At 73.6% G+C, this 16,265-nt stretch carries 14 protein-coding genes; 4 read left to right on the forward strand and 10 right to left on the reverse strand.

What is annotated here, in order from left to right:
• Positions 1 to 28: 28 nt before the first annotated feature.
• On the reverse strand, positions 29 to 1,465 hold the full coding sequence (locus tag IE237_RS25685; RefSeq protein WP_189804477.1) for an aminotransferase-like domain-containing protein: 1,437 nt from the start codon (positions 1,463 to 1,465) through the stop codon (positions 29 to 31).
• Between IE237_RS25685 and IE237_RS25690 the strand changes: the two genes are divergently transcribed.
• Positions 1,464 to 2,435 (forward strand): DMT family transporter, encoded by a 972-nt coding sequence (locus IE237_RS25690; protein WP_189804478.1) that lies wholly within the window; start codon positions 1,464 to 1,466, stop codon positions 2,433 to 2,435. The two genes, IE237_RS25685 and IE237_RS25690, sit on opposite strands and share 2 nt — an antisense overlap.
• Before the next feature lie 93 nt (positions 2,436 to 2,528).
• Positions 2,529 to 2,732: a DUF1918 domain-containing protein gene (locus tag IE237_RS25695; RefSeq protein WP_189804479.1), complete on the forward strand. Its 204-nt coding sequence runs from the start codon at positions 2,529 to 2,531 to the stop codon at positions 2,730 to 2,732.
• A 3-nt stretch (positions 2,733 to 2,735) separates the two neighbouring features.
• Here IE237_RS25695 and IE237_RS25700 read toward each other — a convergent pair whose 3' ends face one another.
• On the reverse strand, positions 2,736 to 3,959 hold the full coding sequence (locus tag IE237_RS25700; RefSeq protein ID WP_229842881.1) for a glycoside hydrolase family 10-like protein: 1,224 nt from the start codon (positions 3,957 to 3,959) through the stop codon (positions 2,736 to 2,738).
• Positions 3,960 to 4,158: 199 nt separating this feature from the next.
• Between IE237_RS25700 and IE237_RS25705 the strand changes: the two genes are divergently transcribed.
• Positions 4,159 to 5,019 (forward strand): 3-hydroxybutyryl-CoA dehydrogenase, encoded by an 861-nt coding sequence (locus tag IE237_RS25705; protein ID WP_189804480.1) that lies wholly within the window; start codon positions 4,159 to 4,161, stop codon positions 5,017 to 5,019.
• 118 nt (positions 5,020 to 5,137) lie between these two features.
• Here the strand turns inward: IE237_RS25705 and IE237_RS25710 are convergent, their stop codons facing one another.
• The 5 genes from IE237_RS25710 to IE237_RS25730 form a co-directional block, all read right to left on the reverse strand.
• Positions 5,138 to 5,668, reverse strand: coding sequence for an NUDIX hydrolase (locus IE237_RS25710; RefSeq protein ID WP_189804481.1), 531 nt, complete (start codon positions 5,666 to 5,668; stop codon positions 5,138 to 5,140).
• A gap of 62 nt (positions 5,669 to 5,730) precedes the next feature.
• Positions 5,731 to 7,071: an NsdA family TPR-like regulatory protein gene (locus IE237_RS25715; RefSeq protein ID WP_189804552.1), complete on the reverse strand. Its 1,341-nt coding sequence runs from the start codon at positions 7,069 to 7,071 to the stop codon at positions 5,731 to 5,733.
• Positions 7,072 to 7,352: 281 nt separating this feature from the next.
• The gene (locus IE237_RS25720; RefSeq protein ID WP_189804482.1) at positions 7,353 to 8,420 is read right to left on the reverse strand and encodes a PP2C family protein-serine/threonine phosphatase; all 1,068 of its coding nucleotides are present in this window, start codon (positions 8,418 to 8,420) and stop codon (positions 7,353 to 7,355) included.
• Positions 8,421 to 8,538: 118 nt separating this feature from the next.
• Positions 8,539 to 9,054 (reverse strand): tetratricopeptide repeat protein, encoded by a 516-nt coding sequence (locus tag IE237_RS25725; protein WP_189804483.1) that lies wholly within the window; start codon positions 9,052 to 9,054, stop codon positions 8,539 to 8,541.
• Between the two features lie 19 nt (positions 9,055 to 9,073).
• The gene (locus IE237_RS25730; protein ID WP_189804484.1) at positions 9,074 to 10,210 is read right to left on the reverse strand and encodes a flavin-containing monooxygenase; all 1,137 of its coding nucleotides are present in this window, start codon (positions 10,208 to 10,210) and stop codon (positions 9,074 to 9,076) included.
• 120 nt (positions 10,211 to 10,330) lie between these two features.
• Between IE237_RS25730 and IE237_RS25735 the strand changes: the two genes are divergently transcribed.
• On the forward strand, positions 10,331 to 10,768 hold the full coding sequence (locus IE237_RS25735; RefSeq protein WP_189804485.1) for a methyltransferase family protein: 438 nt from the start codon (positions 10,331 to 10,333) through the stop codon (positions 10,766 to 10,768).
• On the opposite strand, the gene IE237_RS25740 is transcribed toward IE237_RS25735, so the two are convergent.
• The 3 genes from IE237_RS25740 to pheS all read right to left on the reverse strand — a co-directional run bounded on the left by IE237_RS25740 (position 10,735) and on the right by pheS (position 16,203).
• Positions 10,735 to 12,378: a helix-turn-helix transcriptional regulator gene (locus IE237_RS25740; RefSeq protein WP_229842882.1), complete on the reverse strand. Its 1,644-nt coding sequence runs from the start codon at positions 12,376 to 12,378 to the stop codon at positions 10,735 to 10,737. The two genes, IE237_RS25735 and IE237_RS25740, sit on opposite strands and share 34 nt — an antisense overlap.
• A gap of 157 nt (positions 12,379 to 12,535) precedes the next feature.
• Entirely contained in the window at positions 12,536 to 15,064 is a 2,529-nt protein-coding gene (gene pheT, locus IE237_RS25745; protein ID WP_189804487.1) for a phenylalanine--tRNA ligase subunit beta, read from the reverse strand.
• Positions 15,064 to 16,203 (reverse strand): phenylalanine--tRNA ligase subunit alpha, encoded by a 1,140-nt coding sequence (gene pheS, locus IE237_RS25750; protein ID WP_189804488.1) that lies wholly within the window; start codon positions 16,201 to 16,203, stop codon positions 15,064 to 15,066. The genes pheT and pheS overlap by 1 nt, the downstream gene beginning before the upstream one ends.
• Positions 16,204 to 16,265 lie beyond the last annotated feature (62 nt).

Raw genomic sequence — 16,265 nt, forward strand, 5'->3', positions numbered from 1 at the left:
GGGATGCGCCGCCGCCCGGTTCCCGGGGTCAGGCGGTGAGCTCGTCCACCGCCGTCCGCAGCCGGCGCACGCCCTCGACGATCTCCGTGGGGCCCGCGACACCCGCGAAACTCAGCCGGATGTGGCCGGCGGGGGGTTCGGCGCAGAAGTACGGGCGGCCGGGGGCCGCGGTGACTCCCGCGCGCAGTCCGGCGGCGAGCAGGGAGGCCTCGGGGAGGGTGTCGGGGAGGCGCAGCCAGAGCTGGTACCCGCCGGAGGGGATGTACGGAAGGGCGAGTTCGGGGAGGTGGAGGGCGAGGGCACCGGTCATGACGTCCCGGCGGCTCTTGAGCTCCTGGGAGACGGCGCGGAGGTGGCGGGGCCAGGCCGGGGAGCCGACGAGTTCGAGCGCCGCCCCCTGGAGGGGGCGGGGGACGAAGAAGCTGTCGACGACCTGGATGGCGCGGAGCCGTTCCAGGACGGGTCCGCGGGCGGCGAGGGCGCCGACGCGGAGGCTCGCCGAGGTGATCTTGGTGAGCGAGCGGACGTGGACGACGACGCCGTCGGGGTCGTCGGCGACGAGCGGTTCGGGCAGGGGCGCCGCGTCCTCGTGGACGAGGCGGCGGGCGAAGTCGTCCTCGACGACGAAGGCCCCGGCGGCGCGGGCGATGCGGATGACCTCCCGGCGCCGCTCGGGCCGCAGGGCGGTCCCGGTCGGGTTCTGGAAGAGCGGCTGGCAGACGAAGACGCGGGCGCCGGTGGCGCGGAAGGCGGCTTCGAGGAGCTCGGGGCGGACTCCGTCGGTGTCGGTGGGCACGGGGACGGGGCGGAGTCCGGCGGCGCGGGCGACGGCGAGCATGCCGGGGTAGGTGGGCGACTCGACGAGGACGGGGGTGCCGGGCGGGGCGAGGGCGCGCAGGGCGGTGCTGATCGCGGACTGGCCGCCGGCGGTGACGAGGATGTCGGCGGCGGTGACGCTGCCGCCGATCTCGCGGGCGAACCATTCGCGCAGTTCGAGCAGGCCGTCGGTGGGGGGTCTGCCCCAGGCGCCGGGGCGGCGGCCGGCCCGGGCGAGGGCGGCGGCGAGGGCGCTCTCGGGCTGCAGGGAGGGGTGGAGGTAGCCGCCGTTGAACTCGATCACGCCGGGCGGGGGTGCGGAGAGGGTGACGAGGACGCCGGATGCGTCGACGGCACGGGGGACGAGTTCGGTGGCGGTGTCGGCACTGAGGGCGACCTCCTGCCAGGAGGTGTCGCCGGCGACCGGGGTGGGGGTGCGCGGCTCCGCGCGGAAGGCGCCGGCGCCGGGGCGGGTGACGACGAGCCCTTCGGCGGCGAGCTGGGCGAGGGCCCGGGTGACGGTGACCGGGGAGACGCGGTAGCGCTCGACGAGCGCCCGACTCGATGGCAGTTTCCCGCCGGGAGAGTAGCGGTTCAGCTCCGCTCTCAGGGATTTCGCCAGTTCCGCGACACTGCTACGCTCATGCATGAGAACACAGGATAGCGCTACTACCCCGACCACGATAGCGGTCACCGCTACCGGATCCCTCCGGGCCGGGTCCGCCGGCGCCGCCGCCCCCGAGGGCCGTGCCGCCGCCGACCCCCGGACCCGTGGCACCCTGCTCGCCGGGCTCGGCGTGCTCTCCTTCTCCCTCACCTTCCCGTCGACCGTCTGGGGCCTGGAGAGCTTCGGCCCCTGGTCGCTGGTGGCCGTGCGTTCCACCCTCGCCGCGCTGATCGCCGGCGCCTTCCTCCTCGCGGGCCGGGTCCCGCTGCCCGAGCGTCGCCACTGGGCGGGCCTCGCGGTGGTCGCCTGCGGTGTCGTCATCGGCTTTCCGCTCCTGACCACGCTGGCCCTGCAGACCTCCACCACCTCGCACGCCGCCGTGGTCGTGGGCCTCCTGCCGCTCACCACCGCGACCCTGGCCGCCGCGCGGACCGGGCGCCGGCCGTCCCGTACCTTCTGGATCGCGGCCGTCTCCGGCGCCGTGGTGGTGCTGGGCTTCACGCTCCAGCAGAGCGGCGGCTCGTTCTCCACGGGCGACCTGTACCTCTTCGGGGCGCTGCTGGTGTGCGCGGCCGGCTACACCGAGGGCGGCCGGCTCGCCGCGCTCATGCCGGGCTGGCAGGTCATCGGCTGGGCCCTGGTCCTCTGCCTGCCGCTGATGGTGGCCGCCTCGGCCGTCGCCCTGTCGATCGAGCCGGTCCACCTCAACGCGCACGGCGTCATCGGCCTCGTCTGGGTCGCCGCCGGCTCCACCTTCTTCGGCCTGTACGTCTGGTACCGCGGCATGGCCGCGATCGGCATCCCCAAGGCCAGCCAGCTCCAGCTCGCCCAGCCGCTCCTCACCCTCTTCTGGTCGGTCTTCCTCCTGGGCGAGACGCTGCCGCTGGCCGCGCCGGTCGCCGCGGTGGCCGTCCTGGTCTGCATCGCGGTCACCCAGCGGGCGAAGAGCTGACGCGACGAATCGGGGCGTACCGGGTCACAATGGCAGACAGAGACCCGGCGCAGTACAGGCCAGGAGAAGCCCGGTCGCGAGGAGGTCAGCCCGATGCAGGCGAGCGTGGGCGACAAGCTGCTGGTACACGGCCGGACCGTCGGTCATCACGACCGCACGGCCGAGGTCCTTCAGGTACTGGGGGAGAACGGCACTCCCCCGTACCGCGTGAAGTTCGACGACGACGGCCACGAGGCCCTGATGTCACCGGGCCCCGACACCGTCGTACGCCATCACCCGGAGGCCGGGGCCCGCTGAGCCCTACCTCGGAGGACGGGCCCTGGTCGGGTAGTGATCGGCCACCACCGTGGTCATCGCCCCGATCGGGTCCGCGGCGACCTCCTTCGCGGAGAAGAAGCAGTGACCGCCGACCGAGGGGTACGAGCGGGCGAGCTCCAGATGGCGTGACAGCTCCGCCGGGTCCTGCCAGGCCGCGGGCTGGGCGGGGTCCCCCGCCTTGTAGAGCGCCTCGCCGACGAAGAGGGCGACGCCGGTGTCCCGGACCACCGCGTCCCACCAGGGCAGCAGCTTGGCGTAGTCGGCGACGGGCAGCCCGATGTTCCAGTAGATCTGCGGGACCACGTAGTCGATCCAGCCCTCCCGGATCCACTTCCGGGTGTCGGCGTACAGGTCGTCGTACGTCTGGACCCCGGCGCGGGTGTCCGAGCCCTCCGGGTCGGTGGCGGCGTTCCGCCAGACCCCGAAGGGGCTGATGCCGAAGGCCGTGTGCCTCCTGGTCTCCTTGATCCGGGCGGACATCTCCGAGACCAGCAGATCGGTGTTGTTCCGCCGCCAGGACGCCTTGTCCGGGAAGTCCCCGCCGTACCGCGCGTACGTCTCGTCGTCGGCGAAGACCTGCCCGGCCACCGGGTACGGATAGAAGTAGTCGTCCCAGTGCACGGCGTCGATGTCGTAGCGGCGCAGCGCGTCCAGCATCGCGTCCTGGACGAAGCTCCGGACCTCGGGCAGCCCGGGGTCGTAGTACAGCTTCCCGCCGTAGGGCAGGACCCACTCCGGGTGGAGCCGCGCCGGATGGCCGGCGACGAGCCGGCTCGGGTCCGTGTGATTCGCCACGCGGTACGGGTTGAACCAGGCGTGCAGTTCGAGCCCCCGGGCGTGGGCCTCGTCGACTGCCGTGCCGAGCGGGTCCCAGCCGGGGTCCCGGCCCTGTGTGCCGGTCAGGTACTGGGCCCACGGCTCGTACGGCGAGGGCCAGAGCGCGTCGGCGGTCGGCCGGACCTGCAGGACCACCGTGTTGAGGCGGCGCTCGACCGCCGTGTCCAGATGGCCGAGGAGTTCGGTGCGCTGCTCTTCGGCGGTCAGGCCGGAGCGGGAGGGCCAGTCGCGGTTGGCGACCGTCGCCAGCCACATCCCGCGGAACTCCCGCCGGCGGTGCGGCTTCCTCGGTGCCGGCCGGGCGGCACCGGCCGGCGTCGCCCCTGTCGTTCCCGTCACGGCGAGGACCGCTCCGCCGGCGCCGGCCACGAACCTTCTTCTGCCGAAAGGCCGCACTTGTACCCCTCCTCTGTCGGATACGTCACACGCACCCGGACAGCATGCCCGCCCTGGACGATCGATCATCGGTTAATGAGCGGTAACGTCGTGGGGGTAGAGGCGGACGCACCCGGAATCACACGGGCCCCCGCCGCCGGAGAAGAGCGAAAGGCACGAGGTGACGGACTCCATGGCCGACATTGAGCGCGTCGGAGTGGTGGGCTGCGGCCAGATGGGCGCAGGCATCGCAGAGGTGTGTGCCCGGAGCGGGCTCGAGGTGAAGGTCGCCGAGACCACCGGCGAGGCGCTGGAGATCGGCCGCACCCGGCTCTACAACTCGCTGAACAAGGCCGCCGAACGCGGCAAGATCAGCGAGGAGGAGCGGGACGCGACGCTCGCCCGTCTCAGCTTCACCACCGACCTGGGCGAGTTCGCCGACCGCGACCTCGTCATCGAGGCGGTCGTCGAGAACGAGCAGGTCAAGACCGAGATCTTCCAGGTCCTCGACCAGGTGATGACCCGGCCGGACGCCATCCTGGCCTCGAACACCTCCTCCATCCCGCTGGTGAAGCTGGCCGTGGCGACCTCCCGCCCCGACCAGGTCATCGGCATCCACTTCTTCAACCCGGCCCCGGTGCAGAAGCTCGTCGAGCTGATCCCGGCCCTCACCACCTCCGAGGGCACGATCAGCCGGGCGCAGGCCTTCGCGGAGAAGGTCCTCGGCAAGCACGCGATCCGCGCCCAGGACCGCTCCGGCTTCGTGGTCAACGCGCTGCTCGTGCCGTACCTGCTCTCGGCGATCCGGATGTTCGAGTCGGGCATCGCGAGCCGCGAGGACATCGACAACGGCATGGAGTTCGGCTGCGCCCACCCGATGGGCCCGCTGAAGCTCTCCGACCTGATCGGCCTGGACACGATCGCGTCGATCGCCGACTCGATGTACTCCGAGTTCAAGGAGCCGCTGTACGCCGCTCCCCCGCTGCTCCAGCGCATGGTGGACGCGGGCCGGCTGGGCCGGAAGACCGGCTCGGGCTTCTACCCGTACTCCTGACCCGAAGCCACCCCCCAGACCCGGAGTGGCGGCGTCCGACCCCTGACGCCGTGACTCCGGCCGGACGGCCCGTTCCCCCGCACAGGTACGGGCCGTCCGGCACATCCCGCCCCGCGTCTCAGCCGAGGCGCAGATGGTGGAGCATCAGCAGTCCGGCGGCCATGTTGGCGGCCGGGATCTCGCCCCGGGCGATCATGTCGGGGATCTGCTTCAGCGGGATCCAGGCCCGTCGCGAGGACTCGAAGGCGTCCTCGGGCGGTCCGGTGTAGGTGGCCCGCTCCGCCCAGTAGAGGTGGTGGCGGGCGTCCGTGAGGCCGTTCGAGGGTTCGACGGTGAGGAGATGGCGCAGCGGCCCCGGCCGCCAGCCGGTCTCCTCCTCCATCTCGCGGGCGGCGGCGGTCTCGACGTCCTCGCCGTCCTCGACGACGCCGGCGGCCAGCTCCCAGCCCCAGCTGTCGGTGATGAAGCGGTGGCGCCAGAGCATCAGGACTTCGTCGGCCTCGTTGACGGCCGTCGCGACGGCGACCGGGCGGAGCCGGATCAGATAGTGGTCGAGGTGGCGGCCGTCGGGGAGTTCGACGTCCGCGAGGTTCACCCGGAACCAGCGGTTCTCATAGACAGAGCGTTCGCTCAGTTTCGTCCACTGCACGTTCTTGCCACCTTCCGATCGGTCGGTGCTTGTTTGGTGGCAATATCGCAGCAGTTGGCGCCTCACAGGGGAACGCGGAGCGCCCCGTCGATGAGTGCGGCGGCCTCCCGGGCGTCCCCGCCGCCGTTCGCGAGGAGATGCTCCCGCACCTGCGTCAGCCGGTCCCGCAGCCGCCGCGACTCCATCCCCCGCGCCCGCTCCGTCATCTCCACCGCCGTGCGCGCGGCCCGGTCGGCCTCCCCCTGGCTCAGCTCGATCCGGCACAGCATGGCGAGCCGGTGCACCCGCCCCCGGTCGTGCGAGGGCATGCCGACCGCCGCCGAGGCGTGCTCGTGGGCCCCCGCGAGATCACCCAGATCGAGCAGGGCCTCCGACACCTGGACGTTGACGAACCCCGGCTGGACGTAACCGGTCTCGACCGGCTCCTCCCCCCGGCTGATCCGCTCCGCCGCCGCCTCTGCCCGCCGGATGCACGCCAACGTGGCCGCGCCGTCGCCCAGATGCGCGTACGCCTTCGCCTGCATCGCCGACAGATCGGCGGCGAGAGCCGGGGTGATCTGCCGCCCCGCCGCCCGCAGCGCCGCCTCCGCGAACGCCACCGCCTGCCGGTACTCCCCCATGAACAGCGACTGGTTGACCAGGAGCGCGATCACGTACGCGCCGAGCCCCCGGTCCCCGCTCGCCTTCGCCAGCCGCAGCGCCTGGTGGAAATAGCGCTGGGCGAGGCCGTGCGCGTCCGCGTCGTACGCGCAGATCCCGGCCACCGCGACGAGCCCGCCGGTCGCGCGGTGCAGCCGGCGGCCGAGGGCGTCGCTGTAGGTGCCCCGGAGCAGCGGCGCGGTCTCGGTGTTGAGGAAACCGACGATCCGGGCCCTGGTGGCGATGCCCCCGGCCCTGCGGTACATGAGCTCGTAGTGCGACCGGGCCGCGCTCAGGACGGTGATGTCGGCCGCCGAGACCGCCGTCCGGCCCGTACGGGAGACGTCCATGTCCTCCGGCGGGTTCTCCCACTCCCACACCGGCATCACCGCCGGGGTGCCGGTCACGGCCGGGGCGGCGACTATGTGCGGCCGCTGCTGCTCGTCGGAGCGCCACAGCGCGGACGCCTGCTCCACGAACCCGGACAGCGGCGATCCGGCCGCCGGAAGGGGGCCGCCGGGCACCCCGAGACCGATGTCGTCCAGGGTCACCTGCCGGCGCAGCCGGGCGGCGAGCACCTCGCAGATCAGGTCCGGCACCTGGCCGCGCGGCCGCTGACCCTTCAACCAGCGGGCCACGGCGGTGTGTTCGTACCGCAGGGCGAGACCCCTGGCCCGGCCCGCCCGGTTCACATGGGCGGCCAGGCCGGCGTTCGAGACGCCCGCCTCGTCGAGCAGGGCGTCGAGCAAGGTGTTGGGCTGCATGGCCGCTCCGGTCGCTCGCATGGGCCGCTCCCCCGCTCGGTGAACTCAGCGTAGCGGCGGCCGATTTCGCACGGGGTGTGAACGAAGTACCCGTTCTCCCGGTCCGCGTACTCTGCCACGCTCGTCCCGGCCCCGGTTGACTGTGCTTCTCGCCGCAAGGCGACGACCGGGCCGCCGGCTCCCCCTCGTACAGTGCGGCCGCCCGGTCCGCGTCGCCCGCCCCGCTGATCTGCCCGACACTCCGTGGCGGGGCGGGCGGCGCCGGCCCCGGCCCCCTCCCCTCAGCAGTGGGAGGAGGGGGCGGGCCGGGAGCGGCGCAGCCCGGGTTCGGCGGGCTGCGCCGGTACCCGGACACGGTCGTTGCGTACGACGAGCAGCGCGATGTCGTCGGCGAGCCGGCCGCCCGTGTGGTGCAGCAGCGCCGCCTGGACCCGGCGGACCAGCGCGGCGGGCGCCTCCCCGGGCACCCCGGCGAGGGCGGCGTCGAGCGCGAAGAACCGGCCCCGGTGGTCACGGGCCTCCTCCGCGCCGTCGGTGTGCAGGACCAGCGCCTCGCCCGGCAGCAGCCGGGCCGCCGCGTACGGCACGATCCGGGCGGGCAGCGGCAACACCCCGAGCGGGGGCAGCGGGTCCCCGACCGGGAGCCGCTCCACCCGCTGTCCGAGGCGGTACGGGCCGGGGTGACCGCAGTTGAGGACGGCGAGGCGCCCGTCGGCGCGGACCTCCACGAGCAGCAGGGTGACGAACTCCTCCGCCACCGGATGCTCGGGCTCCGCCCCGGCCCGCGCCGGATGCTCGTCCCGCGCGCGCTCCCGCAGATGCCGCTCCAGGGCCCGCTCCAACCGACGCAGCACACCGGCGAGTTCGGGCTCGTCGTGGGCGGCCTCGCGGAAGCTGCCGAGGACCGCGACCACCGCACCGAGCGCGGCGAGCCCATGACCCCGGACGTCCCCGATGACGATCCGCACCCCGTAGGGGGTGGCCACCGCCTCGTACAGGTCCCCGCCGACCGACGCGCCCCGGGAGGCGGACAGCTGCCCCGCGGCCAGCGCGAGGCCGTCGAGACGGGCCGGCGGCGGGCGCAGCAGGACCCGCTGGGTGGCGGCCGCGACGGCCCGGACCCGCGCCAGCTCCCGCGCGAGCCCGTGGCGGAGGCCCAGCACCATCCCGATGCCGACGGTGAGGAAGACGACGCTGGTGGCGATCCGCATGGGCAGCCCCGGCTGCCGGGCCAGCGGGCAGCCGAACTTCCATGCCACGGCCACGCCGCCCCACGCGGTGGGAAGAGCGAGCGGGGCCAGCCGGCGGAGCCGGGAGCCATCGGCGAGCAACGACCTGGTACGGATCATGCACGGCCCTTCCCGAGCCCCGACAGCGCCCGAAGGCCCTGCGGCACACAGGTCCGCCCCTGCGGCCGCGTCGATTCTGCCGACCCCGCGGTCCGGCATGGAACACCCCCCGGGGATCTCACCCGAAGGAGTGAGCGCCAGGACCACGCCGGACCGCGCCACCGTCGCGCCACCCGCACATGCACGGGAATCCCGTACGGGTGCGCAGGCACGTCGGGCCGCCGTGCGCGACAGTCCGTCGTGCGGGGCGGGGCACCGTGCCGGTCGCGATGCCCACGACCCGTGCGTAGAGCCGTTCCGCTCCGGCGAGGTCGCCGCGCCGCTGCCGGACGGCGCCCAGGGCGCTCAACGGCGGAGTGAGGCGGGGGTCATCGGGGCCGTACGCCCGTTCGTAGAGATGCACCGCGAAGAGCAGGACCTCCTCCGCCTCGCTGGGCCGGCCCAGCGCTTCGAGCAGGATGCCCAGAGCCGACGCCGCCTCGGCCGCCTCGGCGGAGACGGGGCCGGCCGCGGTGCGGGCCAGCCGCAGGGCCGCGCGCAGGTCGCCCTCGGCCTCGGCGTACCGGCCCTCGGCCCCGTGCCGCCGGGCGCGGGCCAGGTGCCGGCGCACCCGCCGCCGTGTCGTCGTGTCCACGATGGCCGCCCCGGGGGCGCTAGGCGGGGACCTTCGTCCGGGCCCGGCCACGGCCGGCGGCGTCTCCGGCGAGCTTCTTCACCAGGTGGTCCACCACGTGCTCCGCGTCCCGGCCCGCACCACCGATGAGCATCGACGCGAAGGCGTACTGGAAGGCCAGGCCGACGAAGTACAGCCCCGGCGACGCGGCCACCACGCCGCGCCGTTCCAGCGGCCAGCCGTCCTCGCCGGTCACCGGGAGGTCGATCCAGGAGAAGTCCTGCCGGAAGCCGGTGCACCAGACGACGTTCGCGACGTCGAGAACGCGTCCGCCGTCGAGTACCGGGAGGCCGCCGCTCACGCCCGTCGTCCGCTCCGGCGCCAGCTCCACGCCGACACGGGTCAGGTCCGCCCGCTTGACGCGGATCAGCGGCCCGCCGTGGGCGCGGACGTCGGGTCGCATCCTGCGGCCGAGCGGCGTGCGCAGGGTCAGCACGTGCTGCGCGAGGAACCACAGCACCGGGAAGACCGCGTGCGCCGGCCCGCCCTCGATGTCGAACGGGATCTCACCGTGGATCGTGCCGCTGAGCACGGTCGGGTGTCCGGCCGAACCCGCCTCGTACGCGATGTCCCCGCCGGAGTGCGAGGCGCCGACCACGAGGACGCCGCCGGGCCGCAGCTGCGCCGGGTTCTTGTAGGCGCTGGAGTGCAGCTGCGTGATGCGCGGGTCGAGCCCGCCGGCGAAGCCGGGGACGTACGGAGTCCGGCCGAACGTGCCCGAGGCGACGACGACGTGGTCGCACACGTAGGTCGTCGTGCCGGTCACGACGACGTAGTTGCCGTCCTCCCGGCCCACCCGGGTGACGCGCTCGCCGGCGCGTACGGGCAGGTGGAAGGTCTCGGCGTACGTCTCCAGGAAGTCGGCCATCTCGTCCTTGGCGGGAAAGGACATCGGCGGCGCCGGGAAGCGCATCCCGGGGAGCGAGGCGACCTTCGCCGGGCTGAACAGCCGCAGCGAGTCCCAGTGGCACCGCCAGTTGTCGCCGACCCGGGCGTTCCCGTCCAGGATCACGAACGGCCGGCCGCGCCGGGCGAGGTGGTACCCGGTGGCGAGCCCCGCCTGCCCGGCTCCGATGACGACCGTCTCGATGTGTTCCGTCCTGTCGGTGGGGTTCATCGTCGGCCTCCTCGTTCGTTCCGTGTCCTCCACACTAGGAAGGTGGGAGCCGTGACGTCTTCGGGAGAACACCCCAATCCCGCGGCCCGCCGGCGATGGGTATTTCTGTCCAATGTGCCGGTGCCCGAGGCGCATCTGCTGGGCCTCGCCGTCGGCGCGGTGCTCCAGCGCACCCGCCCCTGGCCGCTGCCGGGACCGGGGTCCGCACACCGTCTCGTGGGCCTGCCGCTGTCCGCCGCGGGCGCGTGGCGGATCGCGCGGGCGGTGCGGGCCGCCCGTACCACTGCCCTCGCCGATCCGGACCTGCTCGTGGTGACGGGGCCGTACGCCACCGCGCGGAACCCCATGTACGTCGGCTGGGCGCTGCTGCACCTCGGCGCGGCGGTGGCCGGCGGCTGGGGCTGGGTGCTCGCTACGTACCCGCCGGTCGCCGCGTGGATGCACGGGGAGGTGCTGCGCGAGGAGCGCGCGCTCGACGACGCCTTCGGTGCGGAGTACCGGTGCTATCGGGCCACCGTGCCCCGCTACCTGCCCCGGCTCACCAGGTCGTGCTCGTAGGCGTAGGCCGTGGCCGCGGACCGGGAGCTCAGGTCGAGTTTGGCGAAGATGTTGCTCAGATGACGGGCCACGGTCTTCTCGCTGAGGACCAGCTCCACCGCGATCGCATGGTTGGTGCGGCCGGTGGCGACGAGGCGCAGGACCTCCAGCTCCCGGGGGCTGAGCCCGGCACCGGATCGGGGCCGCTCATGGGTGAGGGCGTCCAGCCGGGCCAGGTCCGGTGCCGCGCCGAGCCGCCGGAACACCTGACGCGCCCCGTCCAGTTCCAACCTGGCCGTGCCCACGTCGCCCAGCCGCCGCCGCGCGAGGGCGAGCAGCACGACGGAACGCGCGCGGTCGTACGGAGCCTCCAGCTCGTCCCAGGTCCGGCAGGCGTCCAGCAGGACGTCGAGCGCGGCCGCGGCGTCGTCCTCGGCCAGGAACACCGCCCCGCGCGCATGGGCGGAGACGGCGCGCAGCAACGGGGCGCCGATGTCGTCGGCGATCCGCGACAGCTCCTCCGAGGCGGCCCGCGCCCCGGGCACGTCGCCGGCGGCCAGCACGATCTCCACGTACGCGGACAGGACCCTCGCCCGGCCCAGCCGGTCCCGCCTCTCGTCCGCCGCGCCCCGGATCGCCGCGACGGCCTCGTCGACCCGGCCCTGGGCCATCCACAACTGCGCGAGCCCGGGCTGTGTCCGATGACCGCACTCGCCGGCCTGCCGGTAACCCTCCTCCGCACCGGCGAACGCGCCGCGCACCCGGTGCAGCTCCGCCTGTTGGTAGAGGGCCATGCCGAGCGCCGGCCGATTCGGCGGCTCGGAGAGCCGTTCGCAGGCCCGCCGCGCCTCCTCCATCGCGTCCGGCCACGCCCCACGGGTCTGGAGGACCTGGGAGCGGTGCACCAGGCACTGACCGCGGTAGGGCACGAGGTCCGGCTGGGCCGCGCACCAGTCGGACAGCGCCGCCGTCCACTCCTGCGCGCGGCGCAGGTCGAAGATCTCCTGACAGGCCTCGATCGTGCTGCAGTAGATCATCCCGGTCACCAGGGGCGACAGCTCGCCGGACGCCACCGCGACCATGGTCTCGTCGAGCAGCGCCATCCCGGCCGAGGGGTCGCCGCCCGCTATCACGGCCCGGCCCTGGCCGTGCCGTGCCAGGGCCACCAGGTCCGGGTCCCCGAAGCGTTCCCCTGTCGCGGCGGCCTCGCCGAAGGTGGCGAGCGCCGTCGCGGGGTCCTTGTGGACGAGCCGCATCCCTTCCGGGAACAGCAGATAGCCCTGTTCCACGCAGTCGATCCCGCCGTCGTCGAGGAGCCGTCGCGCCCGGGCGAGCCAGCCACCGCCCCGGGCCGTCTCACCCCGCAGGAGCAGCGGCACGGCCAGCCAGAAGGCACACCGCACCGCCGACGCCGTCCGACCGATGCTCAGGTACGCCTGATGCGCGCGCTCGGTCGCCGCGGCGCACTCCGTGTCGCGTCCGACCAGATGGGCGACGGTGGCGAGCCGCACGAGGTCGTCGGGCTCCAGCGGCTGTTCGTCATCGGCGTCCGAGAACCCGGTGTAGGCCTCCGACCACGCCTGGTGAGCGAAGGCGTCCCGGGCGCGTACGAGTTCCGCGGTCACGTCCATGACGACTCCCACGACCATTGCACCTCACGGCCGCGGTCTTGTCAGGCGGGACGGTGGGAGGCCCGGCCGGGGCGGACGCCGGAGTCCGGCACGGACCGACGCAAGAGGGGGCCGGCCCGGTGTGATCCGGGCCGGCCCCCTCCGGGGGTACGCGTGATCAGGCGCCGCGCAGGACGGCGCCCGTGCGCTCGGTGGCCAGGGCCACCGCGGCGTCGCGGGCCGCGCTGGCCTCGTCGACCGTCAGGGTGCGGTCCGTGGCGCGGAACTTCAGGGCGTACGCCAGGGACTTGCTGCCCTCGCCGAGCTGGTCGCCGGTGTAGACGTCGAACAGCCGGATGGACTCGAGGAGTTCACCCGCGCCCTCGGTGAGGGCGGCCTCGACCTCGGCGGCCGGGACGTTCCCCGCGACGACCAGGGCGACGTCCTGGGTGGCGACCGGGAAGGAGGAGATCCGGGGGGCCTTCAGGGGACCCTCGTTCGCCTTCTCCAGGAGGTCCAGGTCGATCTCCATCGCGCAGGCGCGGGCCGGGAGGCCGAACGCCTTCACCACGCGCGGGTGGAGCTCGCCGGCGTGGCCGACGAGGACCTTCTCGCCGTCCACCTCGACGTGGAACGCGGCGCAGCGGCCCGGGTGCCAGGGCGCGTGCTGGTCGGCGCTGATGATCAGCTCGACCCCGGCCTCGGCGGCCACGGTCCGGCCGGCCTCGACGGCGTCCGCCCAGTCGGACGGACGGCCCTTGCCCCACCAGCCGGCCTGCTCGCGCGCACCGGCGAGGACGACGGCGGCGCGGCGCGGCTGCGCGGGCAGCGCGGCGTTGACGCGGGCGATCTCCTCGTCGGTGGGACGGCGGTCGACGCCCAGGCGGACGGCGACGCCCGGCTGGTCGCCCGGCCGGAAGACCAGACCGGTCTCGAAGAGCGCCAGGTCGTGGCTGCCGCGGCTGTCGTTGCGACGGAGCGCGCCGAGCAGACCCGGGAGCAGCGTCGTGCGGAGCGCGGGCTCCTCGTCCGAGAGCGGGTTGACCAGCTTCACGAGGCGGCGACGGGCGTCGTCCGCGTCGAGACCGAGCTGGTCGAGGGCCTGCTCCCCGATGAACGGGTAGTTCAGGGCCTCGACGTAGCCGGCGCCGGCCAGGGCGCGGCCCACACGGCGGTGGACGCGCTGGCGCTCGGTGAGCCCGCGGCCGGCCGGGGGCTTCGGCAGCGTGGAGGGCAGGTTCTCGTAGCCCTCCAGGCGGATGACCTCTTCGGCGAGGTCGTTCGGCTCGTTGAGGTCGGGGCGCCACGAGGGCACGGTGACGATGAGCTCGTCCTGTCCGTAGACGTCGCAGCCGACCTCCTGGAGGCGGCGGACGACGGTCTCGCGGCCGTAGTCGACGCCCGCGACCTTGTCCGGGTGGTTCGCCGGCATGGCGATCGTCCGGGGCGCGGACGGGGCGGCGACCTCGGTGACGCCGGCCTCGGCCGTGCCGCCCGCGAGCAGCACGAGCAGGTCGACGCAGCGCTGCGCGGCAGCGGCGGCGGCCTGCGGGTCGACGCCGCGCTCGAAGCGCTTGGACGCCTCGGAGGACAGCTTGTGGCGGCGGGCCGTGCGGGCGATCGAGATCGCGTCGAAGTGCGCGGCCTCGATGACGACCTCGGAGCTGCCGGTGACGATCCCGGTCTCCGGGTCGGTCACCGGGTCGGCGATCTCCGTGTTGGCCCCGCCCATGACGCCGGCGATGCCGATGGGACCGCGGTTGTCGGTGATGACGAGGTCCGCGGCGTCCAGGACGCGCACGGTGCCGTCGAGCGTGGTGATCTTCTCGCCGGCCTCGGCACGGCGGACCCCGAGGGGACCGTCGAGACGGTTGCGGTCGTAGGCGTGGATCGGCTGCCCGAGCTCCAGCATCACGTAGTTGGTGATGTCGACGGCCAGCGAGATCGAGCGCATGCCGGCCTTCTGGAGGCGGCGCTGCAGCCAGATCGGGGAGCGGGCCTCGGGCGCCAGGCCGACGACGGTGCGCGCGGTGAAGCGGTCGCAGCCGATCGGGTCGGTGATCTGGACCGGGTAGCCGTACGAGTTCGGCGCGGGCACGTCGAGCAGCGCCGGGTCGCGCAGCGGCAGGCCGTAGGCGGTGGCCGTCTCGCGGGCGACTCCGCGCATCGAGAGGCAGTAGCCGCGGTCCGGGGTGACGGCGATGTCGAGGACCTCGTCGAACAGCTCCAGGAGGACCGTGGCGTCGGTGCCGACCTCGTGCTCCGGCGGCAGCACGATGATGCCGTGCGTGCCGTCGTCGCCCATGCCCAGCTCGTCGCCGGAGCAGATCATGCCCCGGGAGACGCGGCCGTAGGTCTTGCGCTCGGCGATCCGGAAGTCTCCGGGGAGCACGGCGCCGGGCAGCGCCACGACGACCTTGTCGCCCTCGGCGAAGTTCCGGGCGCCGCAGATGATCTCCTGGGGCTCGCCGGTGCCGTTGGCCTGGCCGACGTCGACGGTGCAGAAGCGGATGGGCTTCTTGAAGTCCGTCAGCTCCTCGATGGTGAGGACCTTGCCGACCACCAGCGGGCCGGTCAGGCCGGCGCCGAGCTGCTCGACGGTCTCGACCTCGAGGCCTGCCGAAATGAGCTTGGCCTGGACGTCGCGGCCGGTCTCCGTCGCCGGCAGGTCGACGTACTCCCGCAGCCAAGAAAGCGGGACCCGCATCAGATCTCCATCCCGAACGGCCGGGTGAACCGGACGTCACCCTCGACCATGTCTCGCATGTCGTCGACGTTGTGGCGGAACATCAGCATCCGCTCGATGCCGAACCCGAAGGCGAATCCGCTGTACTTCTCGGGGTCCACGCCGCAGGCGGTCAGCACCTTCGGGTTGACCATGCCGCAGCCGCCGAGCTCGATCCAGCCCTCGCTGCCGCAGGTGCGGCAGGGACGGTCCGGGTTGCCGACGGACTCGCCGCGGCAGACGTAGCAGAGCATGTCCATCTCGGCGGACGGCTCGGTGAACGGGAAGAAGTTCGGCCGGAGCCGGGTCTTCATGTCCGGGCCGAAGAGCGCCTGGACCATGTGGTCGAGGGTGCCCTTGAGGTCGGCCATGGTCAGGCCCTCGTCGACGGCGAGCAGCTCGATCTGGTGGAAGACCGGGGTGTGCGTGGCGTCGAGCTCGTCGGTGCGGTAGACGCGGCCGGGGCACACGACGTAGACCGGGGGCTCCCGGTCGATGAGCGTGCGGGCCTGGACCGGCGAGGTGTGCGTACGGAGCACGACGCCGGACTCGTCGCCCGTGGTGGCAGTTCCCTCGACAGAGGTTCCCTGGACGAAGAAGGTGTCCTGCATCTGCCGGGCCGGGTGGTCCGGGACGAAGTTGAGGGCGTCGAAGTTGAACCACTCCGCCTCGACCTCGGGGCCCTCGGCGACCTCGTACCCCATGGAGACGAAGACGTCGGAGACGCGCTCCATGAGCGTGGTCAGCGGGTGCCGGGCGCCGGCCGGGACGCGGTCGTACGGCAGGGTGACGTCGACGGCCTCCTCGACGAGGACGCGGGCGTCGCGCTCGGCCTCCAGCTCGCTCTGGCGGGTGGCGAGCGCCTTGGAGACGATGCCGCGGGCCTGGCCCACGATCTTTCCGGCGGCTGCCTTGGCCTGCGGGGGCAGGGCACCGATCTCCCGGTTGGCGAGCGCCAGCGGCGAGGTGCCACCGGTGTGCGCGGTCTTCGCATGCGCGAGCTCGTCGAGGTCGCCCGCGGCGGCGAAGGCGGCGAGCGCCTCGTCCCGCATGCGCTCGATCTCTTCCGGTTTCAGTGCCTCGACCTCAACCGGGTCGTACGACTTATTGGGTGCGGACATCTCTTCCCGTGCTTCCGTTGGCTGGCTGGGCGGCCCCGCTCGACGTCAAGGGCGCAAACGTG

Source organism: Streptomyces tanashiensis (assembly GCF_014648895.1).
Classification (GTDB): Bacteria; Actinomycetota; Actinomycetes; order Streptomycetales; family Streptomycetaceae; genus Streptomyces; species Streptomyces tanashiensis.

What these genes read in the sequence shown, in the direction of transcription:
- IE237_RS25740 (WP_229842882.1), bottom strand. Translation starts at nt 12,378, where the DNA reads ATGGACGTGACCGCGGAACTCGTACGCGCCCGGGACGCCTTCGCTCAC.
- pheT (WP_189804487.1), bottom strand. Translation starts at nt 15,064, where the DNA reads ATGCGGGTCCCGCTTTCTTGGCTGCGGGAGTACGTCGACCTGCCGGCG.
- IE237_RS25730 (WP_189804484.1), bottom strand. Translation starts at nt 10,210, where the DNA reads ATGAACCCCACCGACAGGACGGAACACATCGAGACGGTCGTCATCGGA.
- IE237_RS25685 (WP_189804477.1), bottom strand. Translation starts at nt 1,465, where the DNA reads ATGCATGAGCGTAGCAGTGTCGCGGAACTGGCGAAATCCCTGAGAGCG.
- IE237_RS25715 (WP_189804552.1), bottom strand. Translation starts at nt 7,071, where the DNA reads ATGCAGCCCAACACCTTGCTCGACGCCCTGCTCGACGAGGCGGGCGTC.
- IE237_RS25720 (WP_189804482.1), bottom strand. Translation starts at nt 8,420, where the DNA reads ATGATCCGTACCAGGTCGTTGCTCGCCGATGGCTCCCGGCTCCGCCGG.
- IE237_RS25695 (WP_189804479.1), top strand. Translation starts at nt 2,529, where the DNA reads ATGCAGGCGAGCGTGGGCGACAAGCTGCTGGTACACGGCCGGACCGTC.
- pheS (WP_189804488.1), bottom strand. Translation starts at nt 16,203, where the DNA reads ATGTCCGCACCCAATAAGTCGTACGACCCGGTTGAGGTCGAGGCACTG.
- IE237_RS25705 (WP_189804480.1), top strand. Translation starts at nt 4,159, where the DNA reads ATGGCCGACATTGAGCGCGTCGGAGTGGTGGGCTGCGGCCAGATGGGC.
- IE237_RS25690 (WP_189804478.1), top strand. Translation starts at nt 1,464, where the DNA reads ATGAGAACACAGGATAGCGCTACTACCCCGACCACGATAGCGGTCACC.